At 63.6% G+C, this 14432-nt stretch carries 12 protein-coding genes and 1 pseudogene; 7 read left to right on the forward strand and 6 right to left on the reverse strand.

What is annotated here, in order from left to right; translation table 11 throughout:
- Positions 1-140: 140 nt before the first annotated feature.
- Positions 141-833 (forward strand): VPLPA-CTERM sorting domain-containing protein, encoded by a 693-nt coding sequence (locus O3306_RS17335; protein WP_272009602.1) that lies wholly within the window; start codon positions 141-143, stop codon positions 831-833.
- Positions 834-1033: 200 nt separating this feature from the next.
- On the opposite strand, the gene O3306_RS17340 is transcribed toward O3306_RS17335, so the two are convergent.
- Both O3306_RS17340 and mutL read right to left on the reverse strand, forming a co-directional pair.
- Positions 1034-2203 carry a DNA recombination protein RmuC gene (locus O3306_RS17340; protein WP_272009604.1) on the reverse strand — a complete coding sequence of 390 codons (1170 nt, stop codon included), beginning with the start codon at positions 2201-2203 and terminating at the stop codon, positions 1034-1036.
- Entirely contained in the window at positions 2200-4035 is a 1836-nt protein-coding gene (gene mutL, locus O3306_RS17345; RefSeq protein ID WP_272009606.1) for a DNA mismatch repair endonuclease MutL, read from the reverse strand. The genes O3306_RS17340 and mutL overlap by 4 nt, the downstream gene beginning before the upstream one ends.
- Before the next feature lie 238 nt (positions 4036-4273).
- On the opposite strand from mutL, the gene O3306_RS17350 reads away from it, so the two are divergent.
- Entirely contained in the window at positions 4274-4663 is a 390-nt protein-coding gene (locus O3306_RS17350) for a rhodanese-like domain-containing protein (protein ID WP_272009607.1), read from the forward strand.
- Positions 4664-4767: 104 nt separating this feature from the next.
- On the opposite strand, the gene O3306_RS17355 is transcribed toward O3306_RS17350, so the two are convergent.
- Positions 4768-6132, reverse strand: coding sequence for an ammonium transporter (locus O3306_RS17355; RefSeq protein ID WP_442970017.1), 1365 nt, complete (start codon positions 6130-6132; stop codon positions 4768-4770).
- Between the two features lie 154 nt (positions 6133-6286).
- The gene (locus O3306_RS17360; protein ID WP_272009610.1) at positions 6287-6625 is read right to left on the reverse strand and encodes a P-II family nitrogen regulator; all 339 of its coding nucleotides are present in this window, start codon (positions 6623-6625) and stop codon (positions 6287-6289) included.
- A 279-nt stretch (positions 6626-6904) separates the two neighbouring features.
- Here O3306_RS17360 and O3306_RS17365 point away from each other — a divergent pair, with 279 nt between their 5' ends.
- Positions 6905-9088, forward strand: a complete 2184-nt coding sequence (locus tag O3306_RS17365) for a transglycosylase domain-containing protein (RefSeq protein WP_272009612.1) — start codon at positions 6905-6907, stop codon at positions 9086-9088.
- Positions 9089-9161: 73 nt separating this feature from the next.
- On the opposite strand, the gene O3306_RS17370 is transcribed toward O3306_RS17365, so the two are convergent.
- Together O3306_RS17370 and O3306_RS17375 are read right to left on the reverse strand one after the other, a co-directional pair.
- A complete protein-coding gene (locus tag O3306_RS17370) occupies positions 9162-9770 on the reverse strand; it encodes an MlaC/ttg2D family ABC transporter substrate-binding protein (protein ID WP_272009614.1) in 609 nt (202 codons plus the stop codon).
- On the reverse strand, positions 9760-10542 hold the full coding sequence (locus O3306_RS17375; RefSeq protein WP_272009707.1) for an MlaA family lipoprotein: 783 nt from the start codon (positions 10540-10542) through the stop codon (positions 9760-9762). Before O3306_RS17375 ends, O3306_RS17370 begins: the two co-directional genes overlap by 11 nt.
- Before the next feature lie 203 nt (positions 10543-10745).
- Between O3306_RS17375 and O3306_RS17380 the strand changes: the two are divergent.
- The 4 genes and pseudogenes from O3306_RS17380 to O3306_RS17395 all read left to right on the forward strand — a co-directional run.
- Positions 10746-11606, forward strand: a pseudogene (locus O3306_RS17380) (ABC transporter transmembrane domain-containing protein); the annotation flags it as partial.
- 199 nt (positions 11607-11805) lie between these two features.
- Entirely contained in the window at positions 11806-13086 is a 1281-nt protein-coding gene (locus O3306_RS17385; protein ID WP_272009616.1) for an HlyD family type I secretion periplasmic adaptor subunit, read from the forward strand.
- Between the two features lie 78 nt (positions 13087-13164).
- Positions 13165-13626 (forward strand): RidA family protein, encoded by a 462-nt coding sequence (locus O3306_RS17390; RefSeq protein ID WP_272009618.1) that lies wholly within the window; start codon positions 13165-13167, stop codon positions 13624-13626.
- A complete protein-coding gene (locus O3306_RS17395) occupies positions 13623-14393 on the forward strand; it encodes a glycerophosphodiester phosphodiesterase family protein (RefSeq protein ID WP_272009620.1) in 771 nt (256 codons plus the stop codon). The genes O3306_RS17390 and O3306_RS17395 overlap by 4 nt, the downstream gene beginning before the upstream one ends.
- Positions 14394-14432 lie beyond the last annotated feature (39 nt).

A 14432-nucleotide genomic window follows, 5' to 3' on the forward strand; every position in this document is an offset into this window, starting at 1 on the left:
CGGGCACCCAAGGGCCGATATTCACAAAAAAGTTGACTCATATCAGAGGGATGGTACTATATTTCCTCAGGAATTCGGTTTTTTTTAAAAAAATTTGATTGTGCAAAGGCACGTTCGCTTCTAATTGATGGGGTTAATCCATGGCTAGGAAGAATACTGTAATCAATGCGGCAACAATAGCGGCGGGTTTGATATTTGGTGCCAATATTCCCGCATATGCGGGCACTGTATCACTATTTTCAGACCAAGCCTCGCTGGAGGCTGCGACCGGGACTCTGACAGTTGAGGACTTTGGTCCTACTTCCCATTTTCCAATCACCTCTGGCATTTTGAACGACGCCACCGCCGAAGCTGGGATCATGCCTGGGGACATTGTCAGCGGTGTGACTTTTTCTACCGCGGTAGGAACAGGTAACTTCTTTAACATTGACGGCGGTGGTGGGTTCAATGGTGGATTTCTCGACGGAATCCAGAATCCTTTTACGCCACTACATATTACTTTCGACACTCTGAAAGGCGGCTTTGGTTTTGTGGCCAACGGGTTAATGCCTAGCTTTGATCTCACAATCAATTTTGATGGCGGCGGAAGCTTTACCGACAACTTCTCGGCGGGGTCTAACTTGACCTATCTGGGGTTTGCCAGCGATGCGAGAGACATCTCATCGATTTCTTTGATCAATACTCGACCCGGTTCGTTCGCTTTCGCCTTGGATGACTTTGGGTTCACGGACGCGGCGACCACTCCGGTGTCGCCAGTACCGATCCCCGCGAGCCTGCCGTTGCTGCTTGCCGGACTTGCCGGATTGGGTGCATTAAAGCGTAAACGCCGCTAATTATACCTTCGGCAGTATCACAGCAAAGGACCGCAAATGCGGTCCTTTGTCGTTTTCATGCGTCTGTCACACCCTCGGGATGTGAAAGTGCCGGCGCATAGAGGACGCCACAACGCGACAGTGAAACTCAAGGTGAGTGCTGCCTTTGTCCGAGGTTCGCGGCTGCTGGATGTGGATCGTCCAGCGGCGACAAAGGGCTCTCAGATGTCTTTCGCCAGCTTCATGATCGTCGGCTCGGTCTCTGGGGCCAGCTCCTCGAAATCGAAATTGTCCAGCCGCCGGGCGCGGCGGCCGGCCTTGTCGGAGGAAATCTTGATTTCGGCGATGTCCTTGGAGGCCTGACCGAAATGGCGGTCCAGGTTTTCGACCCGGCTACCGAGGCGTTCCACGTCGGCAAAGAGCAGGCCCAGTTCGCGGCGGATGGCGCCCGCCTGTTCGCGCATGCGGGCATCCTTGAGGATCGCGCGCATGGTGTTGAGCGTGGCCATGCAGGTTGTGGGCGAGACGATCCAGACCCGCGCGGCGAAGCCTTCACGCACCAGCTCGGGGAAGTTGGCGTGCAGCTCGGCATAGACCGCCTCGGACGGCAGGAACATCAGCGCGCCATCGGCGGTTTCGCCGTCGAGGATATATTTGTCCGAGATGTCCTTGATGTGTTTCTTCACGGAGGCGCGCAGGAATTTCGCGGCCTCGTTCGCCTCCCAGTCGGTGCCGGCACGGCGCAGCGCCTCGTAGGCCTCTAACGGGAATTTGCTGTCGATGCAGATGGGCCCCGGCGGGTTGGGCAGGTGGATCAGGCAATCGGCCCGTTTGCCGTTGGATAGCGTGTGCTGCATCGTATAGCTGTCTTTGGGCAGGGCCTTGAGCACGATGTCATTCAGTTGGATTTCGCCAAACGCGCCGCGCGTCTGCTTGTTGCTGAGAATGTCCTGCAGCGTCAGCACGTCGCCTGACAGCTTGGTGATGTTGGCCTGTGCCTTGTCGATGGTCTGTAGTCGCTGTTGCAGATCGCCGAGCGATTGTGCGGTCCGGCGGGCAGAGCCACTGAGGTTCTCGTTCATCTTTTCGCTGACCGCAGCAAGGCGCTGTTCCATCAGTTGCAGCATGTTGGATTGCGCGGCTGATTGCGCTTCGGCGACATGGGTGAGGCCGCCTGCCAGCTGATGCTGTCCGTCGCTGAGGCCCTGCACGCGGGCCTGCATCTGGTTGATCTGCTGGGCGAGCGGCTCGGACAGGCGGGCCGAGCGGGCAGCGGCGCGCACCGCCATGACCAGCAGGGTGAGGATCAGCAGAAGGATCACAGCCCCGGCGAGGGCGGCGATGACAAGCGGATCGTTCAGGGAATACTGGGTGGCGCCGATCTGGATCATGTGCGGCCAAAGAGCCTTTCGATATCGCTGAGAGCGAGGCGGACATAGGTGGGGCGGCCGTGGTTGCACTGGCCGGAATGCGGTGTTGCCTCCATCTCGCGCAGGAGTGCGTTCATCTCGTCCGCCTGCATGCGGCGGCCCGAGCGGATCGAGCCGTGACAGGCGACGCGGCTGAGGATTGCGTCGATGCGGATGCCAAGGGTGTCGCTGTCGTTCTGATCGGCCAGTTCGTCGAGGATATCGAGGATCAGCGCGCGGGCATCGACGGGGCCGAGGATGGCGGGCGTTTCGCGAACGGCGATGGCACCGCCGCCGAACGGCTCTATCCCGAGGCCGAAGCTGGCGAGGTCGTCTGCGATGGTCATCAGCGCGGCGCAGTCGGACTCGGAGAGGTCGACGATCTCGGGGATCAGCAGCGCCTGTGCCGCGACGCCGTTTTCCGCGCGCTGGCGTTTCAGGCGCTCGTAGACCAGCCGCTCGTGGGCGGCGTGCTGATCGACGATGACCATGCCGTCTTCGGTCTGGGCGATGATGTAGTTTTCATGCAGTTGCGCGCGCGCGGCCCCCAGCGGGTGGTTTTCGGCAGGTGCGGCGGGGGTCTCGTCCAGCACTTGCGGGCTGTCCTCGACCCGGGCGCTGTAGGCCGATTGCATCTCGGCGAAACCGGGGGAGGGGCGTGGCAGGGGGGGCTGGCTTGCGCGGTCCATCTGGTAGATGCGCGCGCCGGTCGGCTCGGGCCGGAACGCGCCCAGAGTGGCGCCCGCGACCGTGCTTGAGGCGCGGTGGCCCTGCTCGGCCAGCGCATGGCGCAGGCCCGACACGATCAGCCCACGCGCCGTGCCCGGATCGCGAAAGCGTACCTCGGATTTGGCGGGGTGCACGTTGACGTCCACCAAAGTGCCCTCGCATTCGATGAAGAGGGCTGCGGCGGGATGGCGGTCGCGGCTCATCAGGTCGCGGTAGGCGGCGCGCAATGCACCGGTCAGCATCTTGTCGCGCACCGGGCGGCCGTTGACGAAGAGGTATTGCGCCAGTGCCGAGCCGCGCGAATAGGTGGGCAGGGCGGCATAGCCGGTCATGGTCAGCCCGTCGCGCTCGGCGTCGATTGCGATGGCGTTGTCGGTGAATTCGCGCCCTAGGATGCGGGTCAGGCGCTGACTCATGGCGCCCATCAGGTCGCCAGTTTCGGGATCGGCGCGAAAAACGGTGCGCCCCGCGCCGCGGCCGGACACGTCGCGCAGGGTGAAACCGATCTGCGGTTCGGCCATCGCCAGCCGCTTGACCGTGTCGGTGATCGCCTGCGCCTCGGCCCGGTCGGTGCGCATGAATTTCAGCCGTGCCGGGGTGGCGTAAAAGAGATCGCGCAGCGTGACCACGGTGCCGCCATTCAGGGCGGTGGGTTTCACCGCGCTGGCGGTGCCGCCCGCGACGGTCATCTCGGCGGCGTCCTCGCCCGCGGCGCGAGAGGCGATGGTGAGCCGACCCACCGCACCGAGCGATGGCAGCGCCTCGCCGCGAAACCCGAAAGTGTGGATGTTGAGCAGGTCGCTGCCGTCGATCTTGGAGGTGGCGTGGCGCGCGAGGGCCAGCGGCAGGTCTTCGGGGGGGATGCCGCAGCCATCATCGGTCACGCGGATTAGCGTCTTGCCCCCGTCGGCATAGGCAATTTCGATCCGGCGCGCGCCCGCGTCGATGGCGTTTTCCACCAGTTCCTTGACCGCAGAGGCCGGCCGTTCGACTACCTCGCCCGCCGCGATACGGTTGATCGCGGCCTCGTCCAGTGGGCGGATCTGTGGGCGGGTGTCGCTGATGTGGGGTGTCGTTTGCGCCATGCCACAAGACTTAGCATGAGGGTGTGCGATTCTGCCAGCGGCAACGGGTTGCTGGATGTGTGTCCTTTCCCGCGTAGGCCGATCAGCGGGTTCACGCCGTATGGCGGTGGCAGGCCGCTCTGCAAGGCATATATGAACCAGCAGGATAAGCCCGCCGCCGGGCTGGACACGCGGGCAAATGCGCCGAGTGTTTCGAGGCTCCGGCGCGCAAGATCAAACACTGGCAAAGGATGACAGGATGCAAAGCGAAGACATTGATGGCCGCACGCTGGAGACGATGACCGTAGAGGAGGTGGCCGAGGCGTGGGAGCAGAACCGGATCGTGCTGATCGACGTGCGCACGCCGCCGGAATACATGATGGAGCAGATCGGCGGTGCGATGCTGATGCCGATGGCGTCATTCGATCCTGACAAGCTGCCGTCACAGATGGGCAAGCGGATCGTGCTGATGTGTGGCTCTGGCGTGCGGTCGGGCAAGATGGCCAAGCTGGCGCTGGAGGGCGGGCTGGACCGGATCGCGCATATGGAGGGAGGGTTCGCCGCGTGGAAGAAGGCCGGGCAGCCCTATATCGGCGTCGAGATGGCGACCGGTGCGCCGAAGAAGGTGGCTGGCAGCACGGCCTGTTGAGACCATCCGAGACAAAGGGGGCGTCAGAGCCACACCGCGAAAAAACCCCGGACGCGAACGTCCGGGGTTTCATTTCTCGCAAGGTTGGGGTCTGGGAAGGAACGTCAGCCTCTGGAGAAATCGGGATAGGCTTCCATGCCCAGTTCGGTCGTGTCGAGCCCGTCGATCTCGGCCTCTGCGTCGACACGGATGCCGACACTGAACTTGAGCGCGAACCACACCAGCGCCGAGGTGACGCAGACAAAGAGGCCGACGATCACGATGGATGTGATCTGGGTCAGCAGGTTGGCCGCGTCATTGGTGAAGACCACGGCGATCGTGCCCCAGATCCCGGCGAAGAGGTGCACCGGGATGGCGCCCACGACATCGTCGATCTTGAACCGGTCAAGCATCGGCACTGCCAGCACCACGATCAGACCACCGACACCACCGATCAGCGTCGCCGAGATCAGCGACGGCATAAGCGGCTCTGCGGTGATCGAGACGAGGCCCGCGAGTGCGCCGTTCAGGATCATCGTGAGGTCGGGTTTCTTGTACATCACCTGCGTTAGGATCAGCGCGACCACGGCCCCGGCAGCGGCTGCCGTGTTGGTGTTGGCGAAGATGCGGCTGATGTCCGCGACGTTGCCGGCGGTGTCCATGTAGAGCTGCGAGCCACCGTTGAACCCGAACCAGCCGAGCCAGAGGATGAACGTGCCGAGTGTCGCAAGCGCCAGGTTGGAACCGGGCATCGGGGTCACGCGACCGTCCTTGCTGTATTTGCCAAGGCGCGGCCCGAGGATGATCGCGCCCATCAGAGCTGCCCAGCCGCCGACCGAGTGTACCACGGTGGAACCGGCAAAATCCTGAAAGCCCATCGCATCAAGGAAACCGCCGCCCCATTTCCAGCTTGCCTGCACCGGGTAGATGACGGCCGTCAGCACGATGACGAATGCTAGGAATGGCCACAGCTTGATCCGTTCGGCCACAGCGCCCGAGACGATGGATGCGGTGGCGGCACAGAACATCAGCTGAAAGAAGAAATCCGATCCGACGGAAGCATAGGTCAGGTCAGGCTCTACCCCTTCAAGGCCGACAGGCTCCAGCCCGGTGATGGAAAAGGCACCGATGATGCCGTTGATCGTCCAGCCATCGCCGGGATACATCAGGTTGTAGCCGAGGATGTAGTAGAAGATCGACGCAAGTGTGAAGAGCGCCATGTTCTTGGTCAGCTGCATGGTGACGTTCTTGGAGCGCACCAGACCGGCCTCGAGCATTGCAAAGCCGGCGGCCATGAAAAACACGAGAAAGCCCGCCACGAGGAACATGAAGGTGGTGAAGATGAAGCCGCCCTGGTTGAAGGGCGCATAGACCGTGCCCACTGCGGATTGCGCGGCCTCGGCGGGGTCCTCGCCATTGTCGATGGCGTCCTGTGCGGCGGCGGCGGCCTGATCCAGCACGCGTTGCTTGATGGCGTCTTCGGGGGTCATGTAAGCCGCTTCGGCTGCGGCGAGGGCTTCGGCAGACGGGCCTTCCTGTGCGGCAAGTTCAGGTGTTGTGGCGGCACTGACGACAAGCGTTATCGTCAGTGCGAACAGTAGGGATTTCAGCAGTCTCATGTCAGGGTTCCTTTACCTGCGCGCCTCAGAGCGCGTTTTCATTGGTTTCGCCGGTGCGCACGCGCATGGCCTGTTCGATGTCGATGACGAAAATCTTGCCATCACCGATCTTGCCGGTGCGGGCAGTGGTGGAGATGGTGTCGACCACCTGATCGACCATCGCCGCAGCGACAGCGATTTCCAGTTTGACCTTGGGCACGAAGCTGACGGCATATTCGGCGCCGCGATAAATCTCGGTGTGGCCGGATTGTGCGCCGAAGCCCTTTATTTCGGTCACCATCATGCCGCGCACGCCGATGGCAGTCAGCGCCTGGCGGACCTCGTCGAGCTTGAACGGCTTGATTGTCGCAAGGATGAGTTTCACGATGTTCCCTTTCGGTATCTGCACGCGTGACCCGGTGGGGCGGCGCGCATTGTGCAGGTGCAGAAAAATCGCTCGGAACGGATTTATGAAGGCTTGGGCGTGAAATTGGCCGGTCTTGCCATGGCTATGCGATTAAAAAAGTGGCAGAAACGGCTGGGTGCCTAAAAATTACGCAGCTGGAAAATGGGTATCGGGTGTCTGCCAAGGCTCTACATTCGCGGCGCAGTTCGGTATCATGGCGCAAAACAGAGGCTCCGGGCAGGGCTGAACAGGGCTGACATGGCAAATACAGGACGCAGAAAGCCACCGCTGGTGGCCGACAGGCGCAAACCGAAAACCAAACCCAAGGCCAAACCAAAGGCCAAGCCGCGCCGTGCTGCGACGCGATCCAGAACCGCGCGTCGCGGTGGGCCGATTCGTCGCGCGGTCGGTGGACTGCTGCGGTGGGTGTGGCGGATCGTCTGGGGGATCGGTTGGCGCGTCGGTCTGGTGGCGGGGCTGATCGTCGGATTGGCGACGGGTTATGTCTATACGACGCTGCCGGATGTGGCGCAGTTGTTGGATGGGCGCGCGCGTGGCTCTGTCACGCTGCTGGATCGGAACGGCGATGTCTTTGCGTGGCGCGGCGATCAGTTCGGCGGGGCGGTGACAGCCCAGAGTGTCTCGCGGCATCTGCGCAATGCGGTGGTGGCGACCGAGGACAAACGTTTCTACCTGCATCCGGGCATCGACCCGATCGGCATTGCCAGCGCGGTGCGCATCAACCTCAGCGAAGGCCGTGGCCCGCTGAGCGGGCATGGCGGATCGACCATAACGCAACAGACGGCCAAACTGCTCTGCCTCGGCGTCGAATATCGTGCCGAAGACTGGAAGAGCGAAGCCGAGTATGTGCGCGATTGTCGCCAGACCTCTCTGTGGCGCAAGGCCAAGGAAGCGATCTATGCGCTCGCTATGGAGGCGAAATACTCCAAGGATGAGATCCTGTCGATCTACCTCAACCGCGCCTATCTGGGGGGCGGCGCCTACGGTGCCGAAGCGGCAGCGCAGCGATATTTCGGTAAACCGGCTGCCAGCCTGAGCGCGGCGGAGGGGGCAATGCTGGCCGGGCTGCTGACCGCGCCTTCGACATTGGCGCCGACCAGCAATATCGAGCGCTCGCAGAACCGCGCGTCGGTCGTGGTGGGGCTGATGCGCGATCAGGGGTATCTGTCCGACGAAGAAGCCCGCGCGGCGCTGAACGCGCCGGCCGAGTTGTCGGAGGCGGCTGAAGCGCAGGCGGGGGGCTATTTCGCTGATTGGGTGATGGCGTCGGGGCCGGAGTTCTTTACCCGCGACACCACCGAGGATGTGATCATCCGCACCACTCTCGACCAGCGCATCCAGACCGCCGCCGAAGAAGCGATGCGGTACATCTTTGACGAAAAGGTGCGCGACGGGTCCAAGGCGCAGGCGGCGATTGTCGTCATGTCCGCCGATGGCGCGGTGCGCGCCATGGTAGGCGGGCGCGAGACCAAGGTGACGGGGGCCTTCAACCGCGCAACGCAGGCGCGGCGGCAGACCGGCTCGGCGTTCAAGCCGTTCGTCTATGCCACGGCGCTGGAACTGGGCTATTCCAGTCAGGCCACGGTGGTGGACGAGCCCTATTGCCTCGATATACCGGGGTCAGGCCGCTGGTGCCCCAGCAACTACGACAACAAGTTTCACGGTCGCGTGACGCTGACCGATGCGCTGAAGCATTCCTTCAACATCCCGGCCGTCAAGGTATCCGAAAGCGTGGGCCGCGATCTGGTGCGCCGGGTTGCGAGCGACTTTGGCATCGAAAGCGATCTGGCTGCCGGTCCGGCGCTGGCGCTGGGCGCGTCGGAAAGCACGCTGCTGGAGATGACAGGAGCTTATGCGGGTATTCTCAACGGTGGCTCTTCGGTCACGCCCTACGGTCTGGTCGAGCTGCGCCTGCTGGGACAGGATGAGCCGCTGATGGGCACCGGTGGCGGGATCGGTGAAAGGGTGATTCACGAAGAGGCCGCGCAGGAGCTGATCTATATGATGCACCAGGTGGTCACATCCGGAAGCGGCCGCCGAGCCAATCTTCCCGACCGCGAGGCAGCCGGCAAGACCGGCACGACGCAGGCGGCGCGCGATGCCTGGTTCCTTGGCTTTACCGCCGATTATGTGACGGGTGTCTGGATGGGGTATGACGACAACACCCCCCTGACCGGCGTTACCGGTGGCGGCCTGCCGGCGGAAATCTGGCACGAGACAATGATACGTGTTGACGAAGGCGTGCCGGTGCGCCCGCTGCCGATGATGCGGGCGCCCGCGCGCCCGACCCAGAGCCTGAGCCCCGAAGGAAGTGAGCCGAACGCTCAGACCCAACCGCAACGCCAGCCGCAGCACACGCCGGGCAATGAGCGCAAGAAGCCGATAGAGAATATCCTGCGCAAACTGCTGGGGGGTGGCTGAACGACCGTGGCCGAGATTTTTCGCAGAAAAATCTACGGAGCCGCCGGTTGTGATGGGTGGTGAATGACCGCGTTTAGCCCGCGGTTTTCAGGTCCGCGATCAACGCGTCGATATTGCCCTTGCGCCGGTCCAGCATCGAGCCGATTTCGGTCCGTTCACTCAGGCGCAGGCTGATGCCTTCGATGACCATGTCGAAGAACAGGTCCTTACCCGACCGGTCAGACACCAGAAATCGCACCTCGAAGGGCGCTTCGCCACGCAGGTAGACGGTTGAGGTGACTTCGTGCCAGGATTTGACCTCGCGCACGCCCTTGACCTCGATCTTGCCGCCGGCGAATTCGTTGAACCGCTTGCCATATTTGCGCGCCACATAGCCACGGAACGCATCCGTATAGGCGCGCATCTGGGCGGCGCTGGCGCGTCGGGAATCGGCGCCAAGCGTCGAACGGGCGATGATGTTCACATCGGCATATTTGCGGAAGATCGTTTCGAAATCCCTGATCATCGACGACAGCGGTTTACCCGAGGCGATCACGCGATTGATGTCACCTACCACCTGATCAACCAGCGCCTTGGCGCGGGCCTCGGTCAGGGCGACGGCACCGGTCGCGGGCAGGGCTGCGATCAGGGCAGCGGCAAACCCGGTCTTGAGGGCCGTGCGTCGGGACGTATCATTCGGCATAGGGGTCTCCATATGGATCACTCGGGCTGGCAGAACCAGTGTCATAGGGATCTAGATAATTGTCGCTGCCGTCTTTCCCAACCTTGAACCTGCGGTTCTGAAGATAAAGTGAGCGGGAAGCCGCGTAGCTGTCGGCGCTGTCGTAGAGAACCGAATCGATTGCGTCGCTGTAGCGTCCGCGCGCGCTGAGCCGGGATGAGACCGCGGCGGCGGTGCCGTAATAGGTTTCGGGCGTGCCGACCACGTAGCTGAGAGGGTTGGTGAAGATGTCCACTGCCTTGCCGACGGCGTCACGGGTCGTCGCGGGCCCCATCAGCGGCAATTCCAGATACGGGCCTTCGTTCACGCCCCAGACATAGAGCGTCTGGCCGAAATCGGCACCGTTCTCGGCCGGCATGTTCAGATCGGTTGCGGTGTCAAACAGCCCGCCGAGCCCGATCGTGGTGTTGACCAGGAAGCGGTAGAAATCCTCGGTCGCGGCCTTGCCGTTGCCTTGCAATATGCTGTTGGCAATGGCGGCGGGGAGCGACAGGTTATTGGAAAAATTGCCGATCACCGTTTCGATATCATCGGGGATCGCCTTGGAATAACCCGTGCCGGCCGGGCGCAGCACGGCCCTGTCGATGCTGCGGTTAAAGGCATGCATGCGACGGTTTTCCGCCTCGTAGGGGTCAAATGGCGCGCCGCGTGTCAAGGCGGGATCGGGCTGGGTACAGCCCGCAACAAGCACCACGGTGAAACCGAGAATTGTCAGCAGGGCAGGCCGCAGCATGCGGGTCACGTAAGAAGCGGTCAAAAGATCAAATCCGGGCTATTTTCTGCGATGCATTAGTCAATCAGTTACATAAACCGATCCATGATCAAGAAAACAGACCGCAGATCGCGACACGCCAACCCGTGGCAGAAAAGAGACGCCCCAAAAAGGCGCCGCAGCTGCCGCGGCATGGGTCGCGAAGTACAGTTTTATGGGGCTTCATGCAAGTGTTGCGCGCATCACGCGGGTTTGAACAGGGCCTTGTTCGGGGCCGGTCGGAGCTGCGCGCGGCATTGCGCGGCACCCGTGGGCTGATCTGGTGCGTGGCCCTCTTCGGCGTTGCGGTCAATCTGCTGCTTCTGACCGGCCCGCTTTACATGCTGCAGGTGTATGATCGGGTCCTCTCCAGTCGTTCGGTAGAGGCATTGCTGGTGCTGTCGGTGCTGGTGTTTTTCCTGTTTTCTGTCATGGCGGTGCTTGATTTCGTGCGTGCCCGGCTGGTGGCGCGGATTGCTGCCCGGTTGCAGGTGCGATTGCGGGCGCGGGTGTTCGAGGCGGGTTTGCGCCACGCTTCGCTCGGGTCGCAGGAGGGGTTGCCGCAGGCGCTGCGTGATCTGGGGGCGGTGCAGCAGGTGCTGGCCGCTCCGATCATGATCACCCTGCTCGACCTGCCGTGGACGCCGCTATTTTTGCTGTGCATCTTTGTCTTTCACCCATGGCTGGGGTTGCTGGCCTGCGGCGGTGCAGTGGTGCTGATCGGGCTGGCCATGTTCAACCAGTTCAGCATCAAGGATGCCGAGGCGGAAGCCGCGCGCGCCGCCGCCCATGCCGCGCGCTTGGCAGATGATCTGGGTGCCGGGGCGCAGACGGTGCGTGCGTTGGGCATGCAGCAGGCAGCCCTTGCGCATTGGAGCAGCAGCCATGCGGCGGCGCTGAAAACCGAGACGGCTGCCGGCGATCTTGGGGGCGGGTTTGCCGCGGCGTCGCGCGGCCTGCGCCTGATCTTGCAATCGGCGATGCTGGGCCTCGGGGCGTTTTTGGTGTTGCGCGGTGCGCTGTCGCCGGGGGCGATGATTGCCACTTCGGTTCTGGCGGGGCGAGCGCTTGCACCGGTCGAGCAGGTCATCGGTGGCTGGCCGGTGATCCAGCGCGGGATGAAGGCGTGGCGCGCTCTGGGCGCGACTCTGGGGGCGTATCCGCCGTTGCCGCCGCGCACCGAATTGCCGCGCCCCGCACCGGGGCTGCATGTCAGCCTGCTGAGCGTGGCACCGCCCGACTGCCATGGCGGATGTTGCCGAGGCACCGGTGCGCGGGCTTCTGACGACGGGTGCGCTTGCTTTGCTGCTGCTGGTCGGCGGCTTTGGCGGTTGGGCGACGCAGGCCCGGATTGCGGCGGCGGTGGTGGTGCCTGCGCGCGTTGCGGCCCCAGAAGGCCAGCGCATCATCCAGCACCCGCGCGGCGGCGTGGTGACGCAGCTGCTGGTCCGCGATGGCCGTCATGTCGCGGTTGGCGATGTGTTGCTGGTGCTCGACGCGTCCGAACTGCATTCGGAGCGGGCGCTTGTGCAGGCGGAGCTGGATGAGGTCCGGGCGCAGCGGGCACGGCTCAACGCAGAACTGGAGGGCGACGGGCAGATACGTTTCCCCGCTGACATGTCGGACCGTGACCCGGAGCTGGCAGAGATGATGGCGGGGCAGCGCCGCCTCTTGCAGGCGCGTATCGCGCTCGATGCCGAGACGGCCTCGCAACTGGAGCAGCGAAGGCAGTTGATCACCACGCAGATTGCCGGGCTGGACGCGCAACTGGCGGCGATTGCCCTGCAACAGGGCGTGATCGAGGAAGAAACCCGGAGCCAGCAGGCGCTGCTGGAAAAAGGGCTGACGCAGGCGGGTCGTGTGGCGGCGTTGCGCCGAGAGGCGGCGCGTCTGGAGGGCCGGGCGGGGCAGGTTGCTCAGGCGCGCGCCCGCATCATCGCGCTCGATCTGGAGCGGCGGGGCCTGCGCGCCGCACGGCTCGAAGACGTGATGACGCGGCTGCGCGACATTGGCCACCGCGAGCGTGCGCTGCGCGAGCGGCACCGCGCCCTGAGCGCCGAGATCGCGGCGCAGACCGTGACTGCGCCGGTCGCCGGCGTGGTGCATGATCTGGGCGACCTGACGCAGGGCAGCGTGGTGCGGCCCGCCGAATCGCTTATGCAGATCGTGCCGACGGACCGTGCACCGCGGGTCGAGGCACGGATCACCCCGGAGCAGATTGACCGCGTTGCCGAAGGCCAGCGCGTGACGCTGCGCTTTCCGGCACTTGATACAGGGCAGTCGCCTGAACTGGGCGGGCAGATCACGCATCTGTCGGCGGATGTGCTGCGCGACCCCGCGACCGGACGCGCTTTTTTCCGTGCCGAAATCCTGTTGCAGGAGGCCGCCGAAACCCGATTGCCGGCAGGCACCGTGCTGATCCCCGGCATGCCGGCAGAGGTCTATATCCGCACCGGGGAACACGCACCACTGACCTATCTGCTGAAACCACTTGGCGATTATGTGAACCGTGCGTTGCGTGATTGACGGCAGATTGGCATTTCCATTTCGTGCAGCGGGGGGTAGCGTCCGACCGAAACCACTGCCTGTTCGGAGGAGATTGAAATGAGCAAGTTCGAGGAAAAACTGGCCGCACTCGGCGTTACCCTGCCCGACGCCCCGGCGCCTGCCGCCAATTACGTGCCCTATGTGCAGGTCGGTGACATGCTCTATGTCTCCGGGCAACTCTCCAAGGATGACAGCGGCCTGATCACCGGCAAGCTGGGCGACACGATGGACACGGCGGCGGGGGCTGTGGCGGCGCGGGCCTGCGCGATTAATCTGCTGGCCCAGGTCAAGGCGGCCTGCGGCGGCGATCTGGACCGGCTGGTGCGGGTGGTCAAGCTGGGCGGATTCGTCAATTCCACCAGCGATTTCACCGACCAGCCCGCGGTGATCAACGGGGCATCCGATCTGATCGGCGAAGCGCTGGGCGAGGCTGGACAGCACGCGCGCGCGGCGGTTTCTGCGGCGGCGTTGCCGATGGGCGTTGCGGTAGAGATCGAAGGCATCTTTCAGATCAGATGAGCGCGCTGTCAGAAGCGTTTCGCGTCGTGCCGGTGGCGCATCGCGCCCTGCATGACGTGAGCGCGGGCCGCCCGGAGAACTCGCGCGCGGCGATCCGCGCGGCGATCGCGGCGGATTACGGGATCGAGATCGACCTGCAACTGTCGCGCGACGGGCGGGCGATGGTGTTTCATGACTATGAGCTGGCGCGCCTGACCGGTGCGCCGGGGAATGTATCCGACATGAAGGCCGCAGATCTGGCACAGCTCAGGCTGACTGGCGGCGAAGAGAGCGTGCCGACCCTCACCGAAGTGCTGGCTCTGGTCGCGGGGCGGGTGCCGCTGCTGATCGAGCTGAAGGACCAGCACGGCGAAATGGGCGGCTCGGACGGGCGGCTGGAGCGGGCCGTGGCGCATGATATCGCGGGCTACGCTGGCCCGCTGGCGCTGATGTCGTTCAACCCGCATTCGGTGATCGAGCTGGCCGGGCTTTGCCCTGCCGTCCCGCGCGGTATCGTGACCGGCGGCTATGCGGCCGAGGATTGGCCCGAACTGCCCGATGGACGCACACGCGCGCGGCTGCGCGATATCCCCGATTTCGAAGCGGCGTCGGCATCGTTTATCAGCCATGAGGTCGCGGACCTGGACCGGTCGCGCGTGGCCGAGATCAAGGCAGGTGGCGCCGCCATCCTGTGCTGGACGGTACGCAGCGCCGCGCAGGAATTGCAGGCGCGACGAATTGCTCACAACATCACGTTTGAGGGGTATCTGGCGGCGATCCCCGCTTGAACCTGCGCCAGCGCACCACAAATTGTGCATGGCAAGAGG

The sequence above is a fragment of the Roseovarius sp. ZX-A-9 genome (assembly GCF_028369135.1).
In the GTDB taxonomy this organism is placed as follows: domain Bacteria; phylum Pseudomonadota; class Alphaproteobacteria; order Rhodobacterales; family Rhodobacteraceae; genus Roseovarius.